Annotated in this window: 17 protein-coding genes; 9 read left to right on the top strand and 8 right to left on the bottom strand. The window is 68.5% G+C overall.

Translation table 11 applies throughout. The features are described 5' to 3' along the window. Window positions 1-17: 17 nt before the first annotated feature. From OG817_RS13250 to OG817_RS13225, 6 genes are all read left to right on the top strand, one after another. Window positions 18-773, top strand: coding sequence for a GntR family transcriptional regulator (locus OG817_RS13250; RefSeq protein WP_406054525.1), 756 nt, complete (start codon window positions 18-20; stop codon window positions 771-773). An 875-nt stretch (window positions 774-1,648) separates the two neighbouring features. Further along, window positions 1,649-8,197 (top strand): DUF6531 domain-containing protein, encoded by a 6,549-nt coding sequence (locus OG817_RS13245; protein WP_406054523.1) that lies wholly within the window; start codon window positions 1,649-1,651, stop codon window positions 8,195-8,197. A gap of 38 nt (window positions 8,198-8,235) precedes the next feature. After that, entirely contained in the window at window positions 8,236-8,730 is a 495-nt protein-coding gene (locus tag OG817_RS13240; RefSeq protein WP_406054521.1) for a hypothetical protein, read from the top strand. Between the two features lie 511 nt (window positions 8,731-9,241). Then, window positions 9,242-9,427: a hypothetical protein gene (locus OG817_RS13235; protein WP_406054520.1), complete on the top strand. Its 186-nt coding sequence runs from the start codon at window positions 9,242-9,244 to the stop codon at window positions 9,425-9,427. Then, window positions 9,427-9,990, top strand: coding sequence for a PH domain-containing protein (locus OG817_RS13230; RefSeq protein ID WP_406054518.1), 564 nt, complete (start codon window positions 9,427-9,429; stop codon window positions 9,988-9,990). The genes OG817_RS13235 and OG817_RS13230 overlap by 1 nt, the downstream gene beginning before the upstream one ends. A 265-nt stretch (window positions 9,991-10,255) precedes the next feature. After that, window positions 10,256-10,714 (top strand): hypothetical protein, encoded by a 459-nt coding sequence (locus tag OG817_RS13225; RefSeq protein WP_406054516.1) that lies wholly within the window; start codon window positions 10,256-10,258, stop codon window positions 10,712-10,714. A 481-nt stretch (window positions 10,715-11,195) separates the two neighbouring features. On the opposite strand, the gene OG817_RS13220 is transcribed toward OG817_RS13225, so the two are convergent. The 8 genes from OG817_RS13220 to OG817_RS13185 are packed head-to-tail and all read right to left on the bottom strand — an operon-like array spanning window position 11,196 to window position 19,633. Then, window positions 11,196-11,729, bottom strand: a complete 534-nt coding sequence (locus tag OG817_RS13220; protein ID WP_406054514.1) for a DUF4913 domain-containing protein — start codon at window positions 11,727-11,729, stop codon at window positions 11,196-11,198. After that, window positions 11,726-13,492: a type IV secretory system conjugative DNA transfer family protein gene (locus OG817_RS13215; RefSeq protein ID WP_406054512.1), complete on the bottom strand. Its 1,767-nt coding sequence runs from the start codon at window positions 13,490-13,492 to the stop codon at window positions 11,726-11,728. The genes OG817_RS13220 and OG817_RS13215 overlap by 4 nt, the downstream gene beginning before the upstream one ends. 3 nt (window positions 13,493-13,495) lie before the next feature. Further along, the gene (locus OG817_RS13210) at window positions 13,496-15,094 is read right to left on the bottom strand and encodes an ATP/GTP-binding protein (RefSeq protein WP_406054510.1); all 1,599 of its coding nucleotides are present in this window, start codon (window positions 15,092-15,094) and stop codon (window positions 13,496-13,498) included. After that, window positions 15,091-16,590: an SCO6880 family protein gene (locus OG817_RS13205; protein WP_406054508.1), complete on the bottom strand. Its 1,500-nt coding sequence runs from the start codon at window positions 16,588-16,590 to the stop codon at window positions 15,091-15,093. The genes OG817_RS13210 and OG817_RS13205 overlap by 4 nt, the downstream gene beginning before the upstream one ends. Further along, window positions 16,574-17,977, bottom strand: a complete 1,404-nt coding sequence (locus OG817_RS13200; RefSeq protein ID WP_406054506.1) for a hypothetical protein — start codon at window positions 17,975-17,977, stop codon at window positions 16,574-16,576. The genes OG817_RS13205 and OG817_RS13200 overlap by 17 nt, the downstream gene beginning before the upstream one ends. Beyond that, complete coding sequence (locus OG817_RS13195; RefSeq protein WP_406054504.1) at window positions 17,977-18,759, bottom strand: hypothetical protein; 783 nt, start codon at window positions 18,757-18,759, stop codon at window positions 17,977-17,979. Before OG817_RS13195 ends, OG817_RS13200 begins: the two co-directional genes overlap by 1 nt. Continuing rightward, entirely contained in the window at window positions 18,759-19,064 is a 306-nt protein-coding gene (locus tag OG817_RS13190) for a conjugal transfer protein TrbC (RefSeq protein ID WP_406054502.1), read from the bottom strand. Before OG817_RS13190 ends, OG817_RS13195 begins: the two co-directional genes overlap by 1 nt. Further along, window positions 19,061-19,633, bottom strand: coding sequence for a DUF6668 family protein (locus tag OG817_RS13185; protein ID WP_406054500.1), 573 nt, complete (start codon window positions 19,631-19,633; stop codon window positions 19,061-19,063). The genes OG817_RS13190 and OG817_RS13185 overlap by 4 nt, the downstream gene beginning before the upstream one ends. Before the next feature lie 194 nt (window positions 19,634-19,827). On the opposite strand from OG817_RS13185, the gene OG817_RS13180 reads away from it, so the two are divergent. Genes OG817_RS13180 through OG817_RS13170 form a run of 3 tightly spaced genes read left to right on the top strand, consistent with a single transcriptional unit; the run spans window position 19,828 to window position 21,780 of the window. After that, a complete protein-coding gene (locus OG817_RS13180) occupies window positions 19,828-20,121 on the top strand; it encodes a helix-turn-helix domain-containing protein (RefSeq protein WP_406054498.1) in 294 nt (97 codons plus the stop codon). A gap of 7 nt (window positions 20,122-20,128) precedes the next feature. After that, entirely contained in the window at window positions 20,129-21,163 is a 1,035-nt protein-coding gene (locus OG817_RS13175) for an NlpC/P60 family protein (RefSeq protein WP_406054496.1), read from the top strand. Then, entirely contained in the window at window positions 21,160-21,780 is a 621-nt protein-coding gene (locus OG817_RS13170) for a hypothetical protein (protein WP_406054494.1), read from the top strand. Before OG817_RS13175 ends, OG817_RS13170 begins: the two co-directional genes overlap by 4 nt. The last annotated feature ends 91 nt before the right edge of the window (window positions 21,781-21,871 follow it).

Raw genomic sequence — 21,871 nt, 5'->3', positions numbered from 1 at the left:
CAGCATAGGAGCGGCAAATGCCACCAAGACACCAGGTCGTCGCCCGCCTCATCCAGCGCAGCATCGCGGCCGGGGATCTGTCCCCCGGCCAACCCCTGCCCCCCGACGAGGTCCTAGCCAATCGCTACAAGGCCTCGTCGGAGGAGCTGCGGCTGGCGATCGCCCACCTACGCACCAGCGGCCTGATCACCGACGGCGGCCCATCCGGCGCCGCAGTAGGCAGGCCACCTGCGCAGAGCCACGTCACATCTGCATCCGTCAACTACCTGAAGCCCCTTCCGAACCCGGACAGGCAGTTTCGTGAGTCAGCCGGCCAGGTCGGCCTGAATGCGACTCAGCAGGCCGAGACCGACATTGAAACCGCCTCGGCGGAGATCGCAGATCGGCTCGATCTCAAACTCGGACAGCAGGTCCTTCACCGACGGACGGTTCGGCTCACAAACGCGGTACCGACCGAGCTGGAGGACACGTACTACCCCTGCCGCCTTGTCGGCTCCGAACCCACGGTGATTGACGATCTCGGCGACGACTTCCTGCACGGCCTTGGCTGGACACGAGTGGGTTGGGAAGACGCGATAACAGCTCGGAACGCGTCCGAAACCGAGGCGGCGATCCTAGGACTTGGCGCCGTGCCGGTCATCGACCGGACCCGACTACGCTACGCAATGCGAGGAGATGCCCAGCCTCAGCGCGTCAGCTACACCCAATCCGTCCTCGTCGGTGTCCGCAACCGCCTGATCTACAACATGAAGCAAGCTGATCTGCCCCAGTGAGAAAGCTTAAGAACCGCTCACGAGCCGGGGACAGCATGGCGGCTTTGTGACGAGCGACCAGCATGGGACAGAGTGGCTTTGTCCGTGAGGACGCGGTCGGGAGTTCCGGGCCTACCAGGACGCCCGGCTCCGCGAGGACCTCGCCACCGTCTGGTGGGCAGCCTATGGGGACCGCCTGGGCACGGCGGTGAAGAGCCGGCACTGCGTGCGCTGTCAGCCGCACCGGGTCTACGTCATGGCCCGCCTTGCGTGCGGCGACCGGGTCCGATCCTGACTGGCGACCTCGATGATGGCGCTCGACAACAACGAGGCCGGACTGCCCGCGCCGAGCTGCGAGATCCTGGAGCGGAACGGCTGGCGGCCCGACGCCACCGGATCGGGCTGGGTCTGCTGTCCGTAGAGCCGGCGGCGGGAACCTTCGTCGAGGGCGCCGCGCGGTCCGGCTGGAGCTCGCGCAGCGCTTGCCGCGCGGCCTCGAGCTCCAGCCGGGTCGACTGGTGTCTCGGCTGCGGCGGGTTGCGGGTCGTCCCATTCGGTGTCGGGCAGCGTCACGAGGGATCTGGCGTCTGTCCTGTTGCACGTTCTGCACGTCCCACGTGCTCTGAGCGATGTGGTCGGCGGCGGCCGGCAGCTGCTTGTACAGCGAGGCGCGTGCTCTCGTCAATGGGTTCCGTGCCTCTGAGTGTCGGTGTAACAACGTGACGTGATGCGCGATGTAACCGTCGCCAGCCGGTGCGGTGACCCGCCTAGTCGCCGTCCTTGTCCTGGGCTGGTGTCAGGGGTGGGTCATCGTGTTTGGTTTGGGTGGTTTTCGGCGTGCCCGCGTACGGACGTTTTCGCGGTGGGTGGCTGTCGCTGTGTCGTTTGCTGTCGTGGTGACGGGGTTGGAGGGTCGTGAACCGGCTCTGGCCGCGCCGGCGGCGGATCCGAAGCCGGCTGCGCCGAGGGTGGCGTCGCGGCCGGATCTGGTGTCCGCGGTGGTGAGTGCTCGTTCGCAGGGCTCCAAGGTCGAGGTGGAGTCGCTGCGTACGGAGACGGACACGACGTGGGTGAACGCGGACGGCACGATGTCGACGGAGGCGAACGCTGCGCCGATCCGGTTCAAGGATGCGTCCGGTGTGTGGCAGCCGATTGACCTGGATCTGGTGAAGGGTGCTGACGGGATGGTCGCGCCGCGCGGTCACGCTTACGGGCTGCAGCTCGGGAAGCGCAGTGGCGCGACTGGAGGGGTGTTCGCGTCCGCGCTGGCGGGTTCGGGGCGGCAGGTGGAGTGGCTGGCGCCGTGGATGCTGCCGGAGCCGAGCATCGAGGGGACGAAGGCGACGTACGCCGACGTACAGCCGGGCGTCGACCTGGTGCTGAGTGCCCGCCGGTCGGGCTTCGAGTCCGATTTCGTGGTGAAGCAGCGCCCGGCTGATGGTGTGGCGCCGGTGTGGCGGATCCCGTTGCGGACGAAGGGTCTGACCGCGAAGCCGCAGGGCGATGGGTCGATCGATTTCGTCGATGCGCAGAACGTCGTCCGGTCGCGGATCCCAGTCGCCTACATGTGGGACGCAGTGATCGATCCGGACAGTGGTGAACCGGCGAACCGGGCGAAGGTATCGGTCACGGTGGAGCAAGTGACGCAGGGGCAGGCGACGCTGGTGATCACCCCCGACCCGACGTGGTTCCTCGCCCCGGACCGGGCGTTCCCGGTCACCGTGGATCCGACGTATGCGGTGCAGACGGCGTACAACACCTTCGATACCTGGGTGCAGTCGGACTACACCACGGATCAGTCGGCGTCGCCTGAACTGAAGCTGGGCACTTACAACGGCGGCTCAGTGAAGGCACGGTCGTTTGTGCATTTCGCGACCGCGCCGTTCAAGAACAAGCAGATCCGCTCGGCGGTGCTGCAACTGTGGGAAACCTACTCCGCGTCGTGTACGCCGACCACGTTCGAGGTGCACTCCTCGGACCTGGCCTCGACGGCGTCGCGGTGGAGCGCGCAACCGTCGTACTCCTCGACCGTGTCGGGATCCGTGCAGGTCGCCAAGGGCTACAGCTCGGCCTGCCCGGGCGCCAAGGTGACCGTCCCGCTGGCGTCGGCGCTGTACACGGGGTGGCAGGCGTCGCCGGCCTCGACGGTCGCGGTCGCGTTGGTCGCGGCGAACGAGAACGACTCCGGCTCGTGGAAGAGGTTCCACTCCAACGAGGGCTCCTACCCTCCCAACGTGTTGATCACCTATAACCGGGCGCCGTCGCAGACCACGGCACCGAAGGTCTGGTCCGCGGTCTCCTACGCCGCCCCCGGCGGCTCCACGCTGTCGTACACGTCTGACCTGACTCCGTGGGTGTCGTCGACGGCCAGCGACGCCGACGGCAACCAGGTACGGTACTTCTTCTACTTCCACACCTCCACCGACGGCTCGGCCGGCTCGCAGGTCGCGTCGTGTGGTTCGCAGGCCGTGGCGTCGGCGACCGAGGCCGGCTGTGCGCCGGGCACGTTGCCGGACAACACCCAGCTGTATGTGCGGTCGCGGGCCGGGGACATGGACACCGGCGGCAACGTGATGCTGTTCGGGAACTACTCCAGCTGGACCCCGATCCGCACCGCAGCCGGTACCCCGGTCGCGCCGACCGTGTCGTGCCCCGCCCCGTACACCAACGGGACGTGGACCGACACCGACCCGACCCAGAACGTGGTGTGCACCGTATCGGCGACCACCAGCGGGTCGAGCTACAGCGTGCCGGGCTACTTCCGGCTCACCCTGGACGCCAAGCCGTACGGCGGCGGCACCGGCGGCACGGTCGCGGGCCAGGTGAAGGTGATGCCGCCGTTCACCGGCGGCACCACCAGCACCACCGTCACAATCCCCGCGTCGAGCCGGGGCGCGCACCAGATCACCGCCCGCTCGGAATCCCCGACCGGCAAGCTGTCGTCCACCACCAGCTACGGCTTCGGGTGGGGCTCGGCGAAGCTGAGCGCACCCGCGCCCAACCCGCGCACCACCACAACCGACACGGTGCGGATCGCGGCCACCGCGCCGCCCGCCCAGACCGGTGGGGCGCCGACGGCGACGGTGAAGTGGCGCCGCGCCGGCTCCGGCAGCAGCGAACTGGTCGGCTGGACCGACGGCCCCGCGCTGAGCGTGACCCCGAACGGCACCCTCGGCTACAAGGTCGACCAACTGTGGGACACCAACACCGCGGTCACCGACACAGCCGGAACCACCGCCACCAGCGACGACGTCCAACTGAACAACCGGATCCCGAACCTGATCGACATCCAGGTCTGCTTCACCTACTCCACCGCAACCCAGTGCACCTGGACCGAAACCAAGTCAAGCGTGCTGCGGGTCCCGCACGCCTTCGGCAACGGCTACCCCACCAGCGACGCCGGCCCGGGGCAGGTCGCGTTGTGGACCGGCGAATTCAACACCGACAGCACCGACATCACGGTGCCCGGCTACACCGGCGACCTGTCGATCTCCCGCTCGCACGCCACCTACGCCGGCCCCGCGAACACCGTCAACGGTGTGTTCGGACCGGGCTGGGTCGCGCAGTTCGACGGCGCCGACGCCGGCGCGGCCGGCCTGGAGGTCGTCGACAACACCCGCATCGACGGCACCATCGCACTCGTCGACGGCGACGGCACCGCGCTGGTGTATGAGTCACCGACCGGACGCCGCACCAGCGCCGCGTTCACGACCGGGACCTGGGCGCCGGCCGATGAAGACACCTCACTCGACGCATCGAAGCTCACCATCACCGGCACCGGCACGTCGACCACGCTGTCGTACACCGAAGACGACGGCACCATCACCACCTGGACCCCCGCCGCGGCGCCGGTCGCGACCGCCGACACGCTGTTCAACCCGGCCGGCATCGCCGAGCCCGGCATCGCCGGCAAAACGACCTATTCCTACGACGCCGCCGGCCGGGTCTCGCGGATCCTCGCACCCGCCCCACCCAGTGTCACCTGCCCGGCCACCGGCGCCCTCAACCCCGGCTGCCGCGCGCTGCGATTCGACTACGGCACCACCGGAGCCGCGGCCGGGCGGCTGGTGAACGCGTGGCTGGACATCTACAACCCCGACAAGACCGGCGGCGCCGGCATGGACTCCATCAACGTCGCCACCTACACCTACGACACCTCCGGCCGCCTGGCCACCGTGACCGACCCCCGCTCCGGCCTTTCCACCCAATACACCTACAACGCCGCCAACCACCTGACCACGATCAAGCCGCCCGGCCAGGTCCCCTACCAGCTCAACTACCTGCCCAACGGCGACACCGAGAAGCTCGACTCCGTCACCCGCGACCGCCCCACCGGCGACCCAGCCGGCGGCACCGCCACCCTGGCCAAGTACGTGTACGGCAACGTCCCACTGTCCGGGACCGGCCTCCCAGACCTTTCTTCGACGTCGGTGGCCCGCTGGAATCAGAGGGCCACGCCCACCCACGGCTTCGCCGTCTTCGGACCGGATCACCCGTTGAGTGGCGCACCGACCGCGGACGATTGGCAATACGCCGACCTGCAATACACCGACGACAACGGCTACACGGTCAACACCGCCAAATACGGCGCCGGGAACTGGCAATACACCTCCACCGACTACGACGCCCAGGGCAACGTCGTCCGCGAACTGGATGAACGTGCGCTCCGCGCGGTCATCGACGACACGATGCCGTCTGGCGCGACGGTCGACCAGCTCGCCTCGGTCACGGTCTACAACGTCGACATCACCAACGCCGGCGCGGTCGTGACGCCGGCCGGGACGCTGGTGACCGACACCTACGGCCCGGCCCGGTACGCGGCGTTGAAGGACGGCACCGTCGCGTGGATCCGCCCGCACACCCACACCGGCTTCGACCAGGGCGCGCCCAACAACGGGATCAACCCCGACACGTCGCTGCCGTACCGCCTCGCCACGACCGAGACGTCCTACGCGCAAGACCCGGGCACCGGCGCGGATCTCGAGATCACCGGCCAGACCCTCACCGACTACGCCGCACCGGTGACCGGCGATGCCGACGGCTGGGCACTCAGCCTGCCCGGCAAGACCATCACCGACGTCGACGTCAACGGCACCAACAGCACCGGCGACATCGTCAAACTCACCCGCTACGACACCGAAGGCCGCGCCATCGAAACCCGCCAGCCGGGCTCGAACGGTGCCGACGCCGGGACCACCAGGACCGTCTACTACACCGCCGCAGCCAACGGCGAGTGTGGGGATAAGCCGCAGTGGGCTGGCCTGGTCTGCAAGACCGACCCGGCCGCGGCTCCGACCGGCGCGACCGGGACGCTGCCGTCGACCACGACGTCGGCGTTCACCTACCTGCTGGCGCCGAAGACCGTCACCGAAACTTCGGGCAGCGTGACGCGGACGAGCACGACGACCTACCTGCTCGACGGCCGCACAGCATCGACCAAGACCACCGTGACCGGACTGGCCGGCTCGACCCCGAACACCGAGAAGGTCACCACCTACGACTCGACGAGCGGACAACCGACCGTCATCACGGCCAAGAACGCCGACGGCTCCACCGCGGGCACCATCACCACCGGGTACGACACCTGGGGCCGCCAAACCAGCTACCAGCCCTCCGGTGAAACCGCGACCACCACGGTCTACGACGCTGCTGGCCGGACCAAGACGATTACCGACGCTAATGGCTCCACCACCTACACGTACGACGGGATCGATGCCGCCGGCAAACCCGAGCGCCGCGGACTGACCACCAAGGTCGACGTCACCACCGCTGGCTCCACCTGGACCTCCACCGGCGCCTACGACTCCGACGGCTCCATGACCGTGGAGAAATTGCCCGGCGGCGTCACCCAGTACAACGACATCGACAACGCCGGCGAACCCAGCGGTCTGCGCTACACCGGGCAGGTGACCACCGTCAACGACGACGGCTCCACCACCGTCGACCCCAACGGCGGCTGGCTGTCCTGGTCCATCGACAACGACACCTCGGGCCGTGTCGCCCACGAATGGACACCCGACGGCGCGGCGTTCACCGGCGATGCCGGATCCGCACCCGGCGACGCCATCCCGTACGACCGCGCCTACAGCTACGACAACGCCGGCCGGCTCACTCAGGTCAAGGACCGCACCGCCGCCACCACCGGCACCGACATCACCGACCCGAACGCCGCGCCCTGCGTGACCCGCACCTACGGCTTCGACCGCAACGACAACCGCCTCACCAAGGCAACCGCCACCTCGGGCACCGACGGCGCATGCACCAGCACCGGAGGCACTACAGTCACCCGGGCCTTCGACACAGCCGACCGACCCGTCACCGGAGCCGATGGCGCCGGCACCTACAGCTATGACGCCCTCGGCCGCACCACCACGCTGCCAGCATCAGACGCACCCAAGCCCGCCGACGGCAACGTCACACTCGCCTACTACGACAACGACCTGGCACGTGTGATTACCCAGGGAACCACGAGCACAGCCTTCACTCTCGACGCTCTGGACCGACGATCGACAGAAACGGTCACAACCCCGGCAGGCTCGACCCAGACAGTCCGCCACTACACCGATACCAGCGACAACCCCACGTGGGTTAGCCAAGACGCCACCATCCAGCGCTATGCCGAACTGATCGGCGGTGACCTCGCCCTGACAGTCGATCAGACGGGCGCCGCGGATCTGACCCTCGCCAATAACCACGGCGACATCGTCACGACCGTCGACCTCCCGACCGGCAGCACATCAGCAACAACCATCGCAGGGTGGAACAGCTGCGACGAATACGGCAACCCCACGGCCGTCACCGCAAACACAGGCACCATCAGCTACGGCTGGGTCGGTGCTAAGCAGCGCGCCAGCACTGGTGCCGGCCTCACCCTTATGGGCGTGCGCCTCTACAACGCTGCGGCCGCGCTGTTCACCTCGGCCGATCCAGTGAAAGGCGGCAACGCCAGCGCCTACACCTACCCAAGTGATCCGATAAACAGCTTCGACCTCGACGGTAAGCGGCGTTGCTGGACGAAGTGGGGATGTCGCGGCTGGAAGGCCGCCAAATTCGGCTACAAGTGGGCCCGCAACAATTACCGGCACTCCACATTCTCGGCAGGTGGCTGCGCCGTGCTCTGCTACGGAGTCAGTTTCCAAGGCGGTACCTTCGGCATCACCAACTTCAACAGGAGCCGCCAATATGGTTGGTCAACCCCCGGGATCAGTTGGGGCTGGGCAAACAAGCGGGCTCGTGATCGACAGAAGGCGTCGATCGGTGGTGGAGGGGGCGCTGGCTGGGGAGGATACGGCTCGGTTGGGGTCCGGCGGCGCAAAGCGGTGTGGAGTGACTGGGAGGTCGGGCTCAGTTATCGTCCAGGAGGTGTATGGGGCGGCAAGCAGGTGTACAGCTCTTGGACGCCGAGCTTCAGGAAGTTTGGACGCAGATGGAGCCTGGAATGGTGACCAGGGCACTACGGGACGTAGTCGGTAAGCTGGGCGCCGTGCGCACGAATGTTAGGTCGCTGGGTCAGCTCGCATTCGCACTCGGTTTGTTGGCACTACTGGCTCTCATCGCCGCCAGTCTCGTCATGAGATCCGCACTGGCGGCCCGCGATGCCGAGGCCGCCTTGCAACGTAATGGTGTGGTCATGACCATGACCGTGACACACGTGACCGACACCAGCCGTACCGGTGTGCCACTTGAGGCTCAGGTCCGCCTGCCAGATGGCCGCACAACAGTTGTCGACGTTTCCCAGAGCGCAGCCAGACTTGATCTGCGGAGCGGTTCGAAGATCGACGTACTAGTCCAGGCCGACGACATCTCGAACAACCGACCGGAAGATGCCGCCACCTCTAGAGGGCAACTTCGAGCCGCTGCCGGTCCTCTGATTGCGTTGGGGATCGGTGCAGCCATCATGTGCGCCATCGTCTACCGCCTTGCACGTAGACAAGGACCCGACGCTACGGCACGTGGGAAAACTATTGGGAGTGAGTGAACATGCCACACGGGAACGGACCGCTGAGTAGGTGGCAAAGTCCTGCCGCGGCCGCGGCCTACTTGGTTGCCTTCGCATGCTCGGTCTTGGGTCTAATTGCCGGCTTGCTCACCGGCGCAGCGCCGGGGTTCGCCGCCTTTGTCGTTGGTCAAATGACGATCTGGGCTTTAGCGATCAAGATGCGGGAGCCACAGCGTGATGCGCTGGGTGGCAAGCTACGGCTGTCGTCATACCAACGAAACTGGCACCGACTTGCCTCAGGGGTGGAAGTGCCTGCTGCGCTCCGCATCCTGGCACGGCGGGCTGACCCGGGCGAGTGATCCCCTTTGTGTCAAGGTTGTGTGAGGCAACCACCGATCTTGAGATCTTGCTGAGGTCGAGCGAGGAGTTCAGTTCGACAGGTGAGGTGCCTGCTCGGGAGGGTCCAGGCAACGTCCTGGCGGAGTAAGGCAAGCGACTAAGGATGCGTTGCTACGGCGGGAGAGGACCTGTACTCGTCGCTGATCACGGCGTGGCGAGACCAGCGGAACAAGGTGCTTGTCACTGGGAACTGCACGAGGACTGCGACCGCGGCACGGACGGGGTCTGGGCGTTCGACCCCCAACAGGTCGCCGCCGCTGCACAGAACAACACAGCCCACGCGGACATCGGCACCGTCTACCAAAACAGCTTCTACGAGCTTGGTTTTCGTTCCTGATGAAGCAACGACCCGACGAGAGCAGGCCGTACAGGAATCGGACCAATCGCGTGTCTGGCCTGCTCTTGCAGTTCATGCTGGCAGGTGTCTGGATACTCACGGATCCGTTGGAACTGCGAGGTCCGCTTCCCCCGGGGGAGTCGTTTGGCCCTCTCGGTGCGGCACTGGTTGCAGTCAGCCTGGGCGCGTGCGCCGAGGTCGCGCTGGCCGTGTGGTGGTACCCCTCGGTAGAGGTGCATGATGATCATGTCACCATCAGGAACCTCCTGAAGACTCACAGAGTCCCGCGAAGTGAGATCGTTGCTGTCGACACCAACCGCGCCTACACGCAGATAGTAACCACGACGCGCCGCTATCGATGTGCGGCACTCGAGAACTCTTTGAGCATGACAATCCGACAGCGTTTCGACGCCAACACTGCGGCGCTTGATCGCAACACCTCACTTTCAACGGGGGGTAGCCGCCTTGCCGCTACGTCGAGCTGGCGGCAGCCATCGAGACTTGAGCTAGCCGTGACAGCAGCCTGGCTCCTGACCGCTGTGGTCTCGGCCGCCGTACGGTGATTCGCGCGGCGCCATGGATGGCACTTCTGAGCTCCTCGGCTGGGCACAAGATCACCCTGGTGTGGCGCGATTACGGCCGCGGAGCAACCGGCCGTTCCACCGATGTGGCACCTCTAGGATCAGCACAGCAGGCGGGAAGGTCCGGACCTGCACGGCATCTGGGGGCGAAGCGGGCGTGGTGAGTGAAACCGAAGTGACCTGCTGGACGGCTGAGTTGGCGAGGACAGGCGAGGTTAACGTCCCGCCGCGGCGAAGGGTCACTGCCGTGAAGGCGCTGCTCTATGGGGTCTTGTTGACGTACGAGATCGGGGCGGTCGTGTCGGCCGCCCTCGGTCGCCAGAACTGGCGTTGGTGGCCACTGTTCTGCCTGGTGGCAGCGCCGGCCTTGATACCGCTGATTTGGTGGTATGTCCGGATGGCGCTCTTTGGCCGGCCTGTGCTGGTGGTGGACAAGGACGGTGTGTCGCTCGGCCGGAAACGTCTCACCTGGGAGACCGTCAAGACCGTCGAAAGCCCCAACTCGGTGCGCCGACGCCCTCTCGATCCACGACGGCCTGTAGATGCCTCCCGTGAGTGGTTCGGACTCGTCACCGTCGTTCCGGTCACGCAGTGCCGGAGGCGGCAGATCTCTGTTGGAAAGGACCATGTCCGGGATCTCGAGGGTCTTGCGGCCTGGTTGGACGCGCTCCGGAGACAGCAGCAGACAGGCAGCCGTGGCCTGTGAATCGCAGGCGGTCCGGACTGGTACCGCCGGATGTTGGAGGAACGGGAGTCGCTGGCCGCAGGCAACTGTCAGCGTGACTGCGATCCGCACAAACTCGCTGGCGCTCGCCGCCGCCAACCTGGCAGGGTGCCAATACGGCCGAGGTCGTATTACCACTTGCCGTTCGCGATCTGACCGAAGCGGACCTGTCCGCGCTTGATTGGTACGGGACAGCGACGGGTCTGGCGGGCGTAGCCGAGGCGATCCAACGTGCCCGCCGCGGCGAGGCCGATTACCTCCGGACAAGTTCTCGCAGGCGTTCGACGACACGACCCAGGAACGGTTCCGAGGCTTCTTCGCCCCACCACGGAGTTGCTGAGGCTGTCCTCGCAGCTGGATACCCCGCGCATGGATCATCTTCCGCGCTATCAGCTAACCCTGCCATCGCTCTACTGAGCGGACATATCGGAGAACGGCGAGTGTCCTCTGCCGCCAGTGGATATCAGCTGTACGTGAGCGGGTCGTACAGCTCCGGCGGTGGCGTGTCCCATGGCAGGGGTTCGAGTTTGCCGTTTTGTTGGTGTTGGTCGCGGGTGCAGCCTTTGAAGGGGCCGTTGGTGTCGAGGAGTCGGGCCATGTGGGGGTCGGCGTGGTCGCGCCACCACAGGCTCATCCCGGTGCCGGGTTCGAGGCGGAGTGCTTCCCAGGCGCGCCAGAGCGCGGACAACCGCAGCACCGCTTCGGGGTGTTTCCACCATTGGGTGCACCAGGTGGCTTTGGCCGGGATGTCGCGGGAGTAGGCCTTGGTGAGGAACTGGTCGACGAAGTCGGGCAGCTTCTCGAAGTACAGCCGGGGCTCCACCGCGGCCGAGGCCTCGGCTTCGAGTGCATCGCCGGCGGCCGCGGCCTCGTCCTCTAGCTGCTCGGCCTGGAGCTCGCGCAGCGCCTGCCGCGCGGCCGCGAGCATTGCCGGGTCGACCGGCGCGGCCGTCGCGGGTTGCGGGTCGTCGTCCCACTCGGTGTCGGGCAGCGTCACGAGGGCTCCTGCAGCGGCGTGGCGGTCGGGGCGATGTGGGTCCGGGCGCCGGGGTCGAACCGGGCGAGGGAGGCGCGGATCTGGTCGGCGTACGGGCGTTCCATCCAGGGGATGGACTTGATCAGGGTCGCACGGGACCCGGACGAGAATACGATCGCGCGGCCGGCGGGGAGGGCGGCGAGCTCGGCGACGTCGAGGATCTGTTCGCGTTGCAGTTGCCGGTTGACCGAGGTGCCGTGCTTGCTGGTCGACGTCGACGAGCGCAGCAGTTCCCGGTCGCCGATGAGTTTGCTGAGCCGGTCGAGGAACGCGGCGTCGGAGACACCGCCGCCGTAGATGCGGCGGTTCGAGGCGGACCACAGTTTCTCCATGCCGCGTTCGCCCCAGCAGTCCACGCCTTGGGCCCAGGACTGCAGGATCGTCAGCAGCACGATCCCGCGGGAGCCGTAGTGGCTGTACAGGTCGGGGAGGTCTTTCCAGCGGCAGACGTTCGCGGCCTCGTCGAGGACGCCGATCATCGGGACCGGGAGCCGGCCGCCGGGGCAGGTGGTGGCGTAGTCCTCGGCGGCTTTGACGACGGCAGCGGTGAGCGCGGTGACCAGCGGCCCGGCGTTCCCGGCGCCCTCGCGGGACAGGCTGTAGAGGGTGCCGCCGCGGCGTACGAACTGGTGCGGGTTGAACTCCGGCCGCGGGGTGGGGCCGGGGTTGACCCAAGGCGCGACCCGGGAGGAGCCGAGGCAGCCAGCGATCTGCTGGGCGGTGCCGAACACGCCACCGCGCTGCTTCTCCGGTGCCGCGCGCACGGCCTCGACGGTCTCGGCGATCGCGACGTCGCCGTGCTCGCGCAGCAGGTTCTCCGGTTGGGTGTTGTTGACGTCGGTGAGCCAGGAGTAGACCCGGCCGACCGGCTGCCCGCCACGGGCCGCGGCGAGGAGGAGACCGGCGAGGAGCTGGAGGCCGGCGCCGTCGAAGTAGGCATCGGTGCGCGCGCCGGTCTCGCGGGAGGCGAACGCGAAGTGCTGGGCGAGCTCGCGGGCGGTGTCGTCATCGGCAACGTACGACAGCGGGTTCCACCACCAGGCCGGTTGCTCGGCGGCGACCTGCTGAGGGTCGAACACCCAGACACCGTCCTGGCCCTGGTCGCCGTCCTCGCGCAGGCCGCGGGTGGCATCGAGGATGTCGCGCTTGTTCGAGGTCACGATCACCGGCCCGGATGCGTCGGCGATGGCCGGTACGGCGCGGGAGGTGGTCTTCCCGGTCCGGGGGCCGGCGATCTCGATCAGCATGTCCTCGTACGAGCCGTACACGTCGGCGCCGGAGGCAACGGTGCGGCCGAGGAACACCCCAGGGGTGTCGGCGATGACGCCGAGACGCTGCGCAGTGGCCGCGACGGCGGCGCGCGAGGTGGGTTCGATGTCGCGGCCGCGGCCGAGATGGCGCGCAGCCGCGTCGACCCGGGTGCGGCGGCGCCGAACACGGGTCACCGCGACCACGACGACGGTCGCGACCAGGGCGACGACGACGCCGATGATTGCGGCGGCATAGGTGGCTTGCCGCGGCCAGGCGATGTCGCCGGCGGCGAGTTTCAGCAGCAGGTTGAGCGGGTTGGTCGGCACGTCGCCGGTCGTACCGGCCCAGGCCATGCCGAGTTTCAGCGATCCCCACGCGATCGCACCGGCAACGAACACGATCCCGACGAGAAGGACGACGGCGAGGTTCTGTGGCGCGAGCAGACTGTTCGGTTCGCGTTCGCGCTGCACCACAGCTCAATACACCTCCTCAAGGTCTGCCGCCTGGTCGGCGCTGGGCTCTTCGGTAAGCGTCTCGGCCCGCTCGCCGGTGAGCTCGGCGACGGCGTCGGCGTCGCGCCACCGTTTGTTGGTGTCGTTGAGGGCGCGCTCGACCGGGGTGAGGTCGACGTGGATCGGGATCCCGGTCCGGCCGCCGACCTTGATCAAGAAGTTGCCCAGGCCGGGCGGGTCGCCTTCGCCGTCCTCGTTGGCCGACCAGGCGGCCGGGTCCTGCCAGGAAGTGATCATGTCGACCTCGGCCTCGGTCAGCTTCACGACCTCGTTCAGCTGTTCCATCTCGGAGCGGGGCAGACCGCCACAGATCACCATGCCGGAGCGCTCGACAAAGCCCTTGGCCTTCATCCGGTCTTCCTCGGCCGGCAGCGCGAGCAGGTCGGACATGGTGTGGGACACCATCACCTGCCCGACGCCGCGTTGCCGGTTGAGCCGGGTCAGCGCGTCGATCCGGTCCACGATCCCGCGCCCGGAGCGCAGCGCGCGCCACAGTTCGTCGAGGACGACGAAGTAGTTGCGGCGGGGTTCGAGACCGGCGTCGGCCAGGACCTGGGAGACATTGACGGTGGCGAACCCGTTCGACCAGCACGCGAGCAGCGCGGCGGCCTGCAGGTCAAGCTGGCCGTCGTCGATACCGGACAGGTCGAACGCGACCGGGCTGTCGCGGCGCATCGGCTGCGAGGTCGGACGGGAGAAGATCGAGCCGAGTTTGGAGGTGCCCTCGGCGAGGCTGGTCAGCGTCGCCTCGAGCCCTTCGGTGAGGTCGCGGTACTTGGCGAGGTCGCCGCGGTCGAGGGCGGCGGCGCGGACGTCCTCGGGTGCGTCCTTCACGACCTGGAGCAGGTCTTTGAGGATCGGTACGCCGCGGTGGCGTTCGTCGAGGATCTCCATCGCGCGGCCGATCACCGACTCTTCCCGGTCAGAAGGCGGGGTGCCGGCGCGCAGGATGGTGATGAGGCCGGAGACGGTGTTGGCGCGGCGCTGCCGCGCGTCGGAGATCAACCAAGTGCGCTGAGACCCGATCAGCCGGTCGGAGGCCGCCATCGCCTCGCCGGGGTCGAGGACGTTGAGATAGCCGCGGCCGGGCGCGAGGTCGATGACCTGGCCGCCGAGGGCGTCGATCAGGTCGCGGTAGTCGGGTTTCAGGTCGCCCAGGATGAGTGGCTGGACACCGAACCCGGCCAGACCGAGAACCATGCGGCGTACGACGGTCGACTTCCCGAGGCCGGGCTTGCCGAGGATCGTGGCCGACGGGTTGAGGATCAGTTTGGCGCGCATGAACCAGCTGATCGGGTCGCAGCAGATCGTCGCGTCGGACACCAGACTGCGACCGAGCGGTACGCCGATCATCGGCGCTCCGGACCCGACCGCGAACGGCCACAAACCGCACACCTGGATCGAGGTGCCGCGCCATCGCGGTGGCGCCTGCACGTAGGTCGCCGCCCCGGCGCCGGGCGCGGCCCAGCCGCGGCCGCCCGGATCGAGCGGCCGGCGCGGCGGCTTCGCGACCAGGTCCAGCCGCCCGGTGCGCGCCGAGCTGCTGCGGCGCCAAATGCTCACAGGGCCCCGCGGATGGAGTCGGGGACCATCAGGTGCGACTCGGGCACGATGCCGAGCGGGAGCCCGGTCGCGAACGCCGAATCCTGCGACCCGTACACCGGGCGCAGCAGCAACCGCGACTGCGACCCGAGCCGGTCGACCGCCGCGACCGCGTCCGGCAGCGCGGCGGGGTCGGTGACGGTCGCGGTGACCAGGAGCCCGAAGTCGACCAGGCCGGCGCCGCGGGCCTCTTCCTGTGCGGTCTTCTCCGCGGCCGCCTGGTCGTTCTGCAACCGCGCCGACGGCCGGTCGGTCGAGTTGACCCGGAACGTGCTCGCGCGGATGTCGGCCTCGACGATCCGGGCCGCGAGGCCGGGGTCGAGGACCTTGTAGAGGACGGTGACGCGTTTGCGGTCGATCGCCTTGTGCGGCGCGAGCAGTGGCTGCAGCACGGTCTCGTAGACCTCACCGCGTGGGGCCATGGTCATGGCCCACGACACCGACCAGGCGCCGTCGTGGCGGTACTTGTCCCAGAACGCCTGATGGCCGGCCGGGCCGACGTCGCTCCAGCGCAGTTTCGCGCGCTCCCCGGTGGCCTTCGCCTCGTCGATCATCGCGGCGGCTGCCGGGTCGTACGCGGTGCGGATGATCTCGCAGAGTTCCTGCGCGGTCGTCGGGCGGGCGTGCCCGGCGCCGGTGGACGCCAGGCCCTGGGTCAGGTTCGGCAGCCTTGTGCCGAGCTCGAGGGCCATCTCGTCGGCGTCGACGCGGCGACCGGTGCGGGTCTGCGCCGAGAACGTGAGAGTGATCCACGCCTTCACCTGCGCCGCGCCGCGCGGGTAGGAGTCGACGACCTCAGCCAGCATCTGCCGTGCCACCGCGGGCGCGTCTGGCGCGGCATTGTGCCGGACCTCAGCGCCGAGCCGGTACCCGGTGTCCGGAGCGGTCTCGACGGTCACCGAGGCGCCGATGACTCCGTCCTCGTGTCCGAGGCTGGTCAGCCAGGCGCTCCAGCCGGCGACCCAGTTGTCGACCTGCTCCTGGTCGACCTGCCCGGCCCCGTCAGGCTCGCACGCGATGACGATCGCGTAGTGCCCCAACCGTGGCCAGCACACGATCGCGAACGGCCGGTCGTAGGAGTCCTTGGCCTCGATCAGCTTCGTCGCGGCCAGCAGACCGGGCAGCTGATAGGTGCCCCAGCCGGCCTTGCCGATCGGCCCCGACCGGTACAGACGCCCACGGGTCCGGGCCGCAACCCGGTACCCCAGCCGCGGCCCGATCCGCTGCGCCGACGACAGGTCGTGCTTGTCCTTCAAGATCAGGCCGAGCAGCAGACCGCCGCCCACAGCGGCGACCAGCATCGCCCACACCAGCCCGGCCAGCTGCTGGGCCAACACCACCGCGACACACAGCATCAGCAGCGCGATCGTGCCGAGCAGGCCGAGCTTGCCCAGCCCGGTCGACAGCGGCTTGCGCCAGTTGCCGTAGGTACGAGGAGCGCTACTTACGTTTGCCACCGGACGGTCCTTCCTTCGTCGACGAGCTGGACGGCGGGGTGCCGCGACCGGTACTGCCGGCCGCGCCCGGCCTGGCCGCACCCGAACTGCCACCGCCGCGGCCCGGGCCGGCTGTCTTCGCGGCCGAGGCACCGGCACCGGAGTCGCCGCCGGAGTTGTTCACCGCGGCGTTCGCGGCCTTCGGCGCCGTCTTGATGCCCTGGGCAACGGCAGCCGCGACCATCCCCGCCGGGCCACCGGCCGCGCCCTTGGCCGTGGTCTTGCCTGCCGCTTGACTCGTGCTGGCTCCGGCCGGGCGGCTGCCCTGCGGCTTGCTGCCGGTGGCCGATTCCGAACCGCCACCACCGGACCCACCGGCGCGGCGGCCGCCTCCTGCGCCGCTACTCGAACTGGAGCCGGACGAGCGGCCCATCGCGGCCTTGGCGCCCATCCCGAGCGCGCCACCCAGCGTGGCGACCGCACCGCCGCTGCCACCGGCGACGGCAGCGACCGCCGGGCTGGTGAACCGCATCAGCGCCGGCAGCGCGAACACCGCGAGCAGGCACATCACTAGCCCGGTGACGACCTTGATCACCTGGTCGCCAGAGGCCGGGGCGAGCCCCCCGGGCGCCGCGGTGGGAGACCCTTCGCGGGTGAGCTGGAAGGCCGTCGCGTACACGATCGCCGCGACGGGTTTGTGGAGGATGAACGCGACCGTCCAGGCCACCGACTTGCGGAACCACTGCCGCCCGGTCTCGGTGTTGGTCGCCGCGGCCGCCAACGGCAGCACCCCGGCCAGCAGGAACAGCATGCCGCCACGGACCAGCAGCAGCGCGATCTGAACGAACGTGCTGATCAAGATCAGCCCGTACAAGACAATCAGCAGCACCGCGGTCTGAGCGGTCGCGGCCGGCTGACTGAACATGGCCCCGAACGCGGTCTGGAAGGTCGTCGGCTGACCGTCCGGCGTCTTCGTCGCGTCCTTCAGAATGAACGACGCAGTCTCGTCGCTGGCCGTCGTCAGCAGCGAGATCGCCGCCACCCCGGCACCAGAGACCACCACCAGGGTCAGGATCGACTGCAACAGCTCGCGGGCGGGAGCGCCGTTGCGCTGCCAGGCCATCTTCCCGGCCGCGAAGATGATCGAGAAGATCGCCAGCGCCGACACGTACCAGTGCAGGTGCGACCACAGATACCCGACCGTGCTGGCCGGGCTGTAGGCGTCCTGCGACGTCGCCGTCGTCAGCTGCGGCGTCTTGATCCCGGTCACCCAGAACGTCGCCGACTTCTCGATGAACACCTGCGCGGACTGACCGGTCTTCCCGGCCAGGTCGACCAGCCAGTTGCTGGCAAGATTGGTCGCCCCGTTCGCGACTACGTCGACCGGGTTCGGGATCAGCGGGATCATCAGGCACCCCGCCACGGCACGAACCCAGTCAGGTCGGCAATCGGTGAGTAGGGGGCGCCGGCCATCTCACCTGGCTGCGGCGCCAAGACCTTCCAGTCGTCGTCTTGCCAAACTAGGGTCCACGTCGTTGATACATAGCCTGCCCCGGCCTGCCCGGCGATCAGCATGGTGGCACGATCTGCAGTGGCATCGAGCACCTTGAAACCGACCAACTGCACTCCGCCCTCGCTGCTGCCGGGGTCGGGTGCGTTCCGCAGATAGTCGAAGTATCGAGCCCTGTTCGGGCCCGCGGTCATGATCCGGCGTAGTACTCCGAAGGTGATCTCGCCAGAGTCGTCGCCTGGCGGAGACATCGCCGCGAAGTAGTTGTACATCGCGTAGACGGCGCCCGTCGGTGAGTGCGCGAAGCAGCGCCGTACCCCGTCGGGGTCGGTGCGCTGTGGCCCGAGGTTGTTGGCACCGGGGACGGCGACTCGGTTGACCAGATCCCAAGTTGCTCCGTGGATCGGTGTCGCCGGGATCGTTTGGCGGCCGGCGGGCAGGTCGCATTTCTGCGGCCCGGCCGTGGCCGAGGGCTGCTCTGTGGGTTGGGACGCCGAGGTCGACCCGGTCGGTTGCGCCGTCGGCGGCGGCGTTGCCTCGGGCTGGTCGTCGCGATTGACCAGGACAAGGATCGCGCCGACCACTACGACGACCAGGACGAGGGCCGCGAGGACCAGGGTCCAGCGGCGTCTCGAGGTCGAGTCGTTATCGGCGCTGGGCGGGGTGATCCTCGACGACATCAGACCAGGATCCCGACCAGCGTGCTGGCCGAACCGATCAGGACACACGCGACCAGGACCCAGCCGAGGCCCGCGGCGTGCTCACCGGCACCGCCGCGGCGGTGCGCCACGGCCATCGTCCCGGCCACGATGAAGATCCCCAGCAGGCACAGACCGGTCGCGATCCACGCTGCCCATCCGAGAATCGTGGACAGCTTCGCTCCCCCGGGCGGGGCGCCGGATCCGACGCTCGGGATCGGGGCGGGTGGATCGGCCAGCGGGGCCAGGTGCCCGATGGCCTCTTGCAGAGCGACGAGCGCACTCATAGCGAGGGGTTCTCCTTCGAGATGTTGAGCGAGGTCAACTCGTCCAGGTCGACGAGCAACTTCTTCACCGGGCGGGGCAGATCAGTGGTGTCCAGCGCGGTGTAGCCGGGGGCGTGCAGGCGCCAGGCGTCGACCCAGGGCAGCTGCCACACCCGCGGCACGCCCCCGCTGGTCAACGTGACCTGGCGGGCGAGCTCCCGCGGGAGCCGGCCCGGCGCGTCAGGGATCAGCACCAGGCCGAGCAGGACGACGTGCGGCTGGGCGCCGGCAGCCCATTCCCGGGCCGCGGCCCGGGCGTTGTGCAGGCCGGCCGCGTTGGTGCGGGCCGCCATCAGGCACAGCACGCTGCCGTACGGCGGCGGCTGCGGCCACCGGTGATGCGCCTCGCGGAACAGAGCGCTGAGCTCGGAGATCGTCGATTCCCCCGCGCCGCCGTGAACGCCGACGATCCACACCCCAGGTGCCGACGGCTCGGGGTGCGCCTGGGCAGGTGAGGATGCCGAGACGGCCAAGCCGCTCAGCTGCGCCTGCAGCCCAGGATGCGGCTGCGCCGGTCCAGTCGAGACCATCCGCGGTCGCCTTACATCAGGCTGCGGGGCAATGCTCTCCCCTGGATCCAGCCAGGGGTTGTGACCCGGTTCGGCCATCGACTCCTCAATCACCGGATTACCCCTTGTTGCTCACCGGGCGTCACAATACCTAGCCGTGAGGCCTTACGAGCGAAATGGTGCATGTTGTTGCAGAAAGCCCCCATCGTGAGCCGATGGGCACGATGATGGTTGCCGTGAACCCCGGAATCGAGAAGCTCTTCGAGCGCTACGGCGACGAGTGCCTGACTCCGGAACAAGTCGGCGAAGCCCTCGGACTCGAGGCCAGCTCGATCCGCCGGCAGCTGCGCGCCGGGGAGCTGCCCGGCTACCGGCTCGGCACCGGAACCAAGGCGCAGTGGCGGCTGGTGAAGTCCGAAGTGATCGCCGTACTGAGAACCCGCTGGAACCAGGACCAACACCACGACCTCCAAGCCACCGTCGCGGCCGCCGCGGACAGCAAGGAGTAGACGACGTATGCACGGGGGACGGATCCGCCACCGGCTGATCGGCCTGGCGGCGGTGATGCTGGTCGCTGCCGCCGCAGGCTGCGCTCCTCCCAGCGTCACCCAGCCCAGTGGTGTGCTCGACTCGATCATCGACGCGGCGCTGAAGATCGGCACCGTCCCCACCACCTACCAGGAACTCGTCGTTGCCGCGGGCAAGGTGTGCCCAGGAGTATCCGCGCCGCTGGTCGCGGCCCAGATCGAGCAAGAGTCCGAGTGGAACCCGAACGCCGAATCACCGGTCGGCGCGCAGGGTCTGTCGCAGTTCATGCCGGGCACCTGGGCCGAGCTCGGGCGCGACGCGAACGGTAACGGTGTCAACAGCCCGTTCGACCCGGCCGACGCGATCGACGCCCAGGCCCGCTACGACTGCCAGCTCCTCACCCAGGTCAACGCCTACCTCAAGTCCGGGCGGATCGCCGGTGACCCGACCGACCTGATGCTCGCGGCCTACAACGCCGGCACCGGCCGCGTCCTCGATGCCGGCGGAATCCCCAGCCAGCTCCCGGTCGAGACCCAGCAATACATCGCCCGAATCCGCAAACTGATGACCAAGTACGCCGACGTCACCCTCCCCACCGGCGGCACCGGGAACGTCGCCGCGGTCAAAGCGGCCGCACGGTGGATGGGTACGCCGTACGTGTGGGGCGGCGGCGACCTCGAACACCCCACCGGCCTCGGCCGCGACGGCCGCGGACCCGGCTGGGACTGCTCCAGCCTCACCCGCCACGCCATCTGGATCGCCTCCGGCCGCACCGTCCAGATCCCCCGCGTCAGCAGCGCCCAAGCCACCGCCGGTCGACCAGTCGAACCGAAGCTCGCCGCGATGGCCCCCGGCGACATCATCGCGTTCTCGATCCACGGCGGCGGCATCGATCACGTCGGCATCTACGCCGGCAACGGCACCATGATCCACGCCCCACGCACCGGGAAGAACGTCGAACAAGTCGACCTCACCGACGCCTACTGGTCCAAGCTGCAATGGACCGTCAGGAGGTTCTTGTGAGCACCCGAGCCGTCGCCGCGGCCGCGGCCGTCGTCCTTCTCGCCGCCGGGTGCGGCGGCAATGAAGGCCAGCACTCCGAGCCCCCGCCGACCGCATCGCAGTCGGTGGGCACGCCGGGTGCATCGACTACGCCGATCACACCCCAGCCGATCCCTCCAGGCAACCCGACCAAGACACCGGCCGGCGGGCTCCCCCGGCCATCGCAGGTCAACTCCCTCAACCCATCCGTGGTCGCCGCCACCGTCGCCGCGATCACCTACCGGTACGACACCGCGATCGACAACTCCCCCAGCGACGCCCAACGCCGGGCCAAGCCATGGCTCACTTCCGAGTTCGCGCGCCTGCTCGAGCTCGGCCCGGTCGCCGCGCCCGGCGCGGAATGGAACACCTGGATCCAGCACCGCGCGTACACCACCAGCACCGCCGTCGACGCCACCGAAGACGGCGCACCACCCGACACCACCACCCGCGCCGATCGCACCATCGCCGTCACCGTGCACCCTGTCGGCCGCGACCGCTGGCACGGTGCATCACAGCAGTACGCACTTTTCATCGAACTGACCCGCGACAGCGTCATCGGGTCGTGGAAGGTCAGCCGGCTCCTAGCGCAGGAGTAAGAGTCCAGGGCGGCCGCCAGCGGCCGACGCCGGAGGCGATGCTGCGCATCCCTGGGCACTGAGATCGGCATGGCAGGCAGGCCACCGACCT

Origin of the sequence: Kribbella sp. NBC_00889, assembly GCF_045207705.1 — a bacterium.
Classification (GTDB): domain Bacteria; phylum Actinomycetota; class Actinomycetes; order Propionibacteriales; family Kribbellaceae; genus Kribbella.
The sequence above is the reverse complement of the archived record's forward strand: the minus strand, read 5'-3'. Positions and strand labels throughout refer to the sequence as shown.

Excerpts from the sequence above, each read along its gene's own strand:
- OG817_RS13230 (WP_406054518.1), top strand. The coding sequence starts at position 9,427 with ATGAAGCAACGACCCGACGAGAGCAGGCCGTACAGGAATCGGACCAAT.
- OG817_RS13190 (WP_406054502.1), bottom strand. The coding sequence starts at position 19,064 with ATGAGTGCGCTCGTCGCTCTGCAAGAGGCCATCGGGCACCTGGCCCCG.
- OG817_RS13175 (WP_406054496.1), top strand. The coding sequence starts at position 20,129 with ATGCACGGGGGACGGATCCGCCACCGGCTGATCGGCCTGGCGGCGGTG.
- OG817_RS13250 (WP_406054525.1), top strand. The coding sequence starts at position 18 with ATGCCACCAAGACACCAGGTCGTCGCCCGCCTCATCCAGCGCAGCATC.
- OG817_RS13195 (WP_406054504.1), bottom strand. The coding sequence starts at position 18,759 with ATGTCGTCGAGGATCACCCCGCCCAGCGCCGATAACGACTCGACCTCG.
- OG817_RS13180 (WP_406054498.1), top strand. The coding sequence starts at position 19,828 with ATGGGCACGATGATGGTTGCCGTGAACCCCGGAATCGAGAAGCTCTTC.
- OG817_RS13185 (WP_406054500.1), bottom strand. The coding sequence starts at position 19,633 with ATGGTCTCGACTGGACCGGCGCAGCCGCATCCTGGGCTGCAGGCGCAG.
- OG817_RS13200 (WP_406054506.1), bottom strand. The coding sequence starts at position 17,977 with ATGATCCCGCTGATCCCGAACCCGGTCGACGTAGTCGCGAACGGGGCG.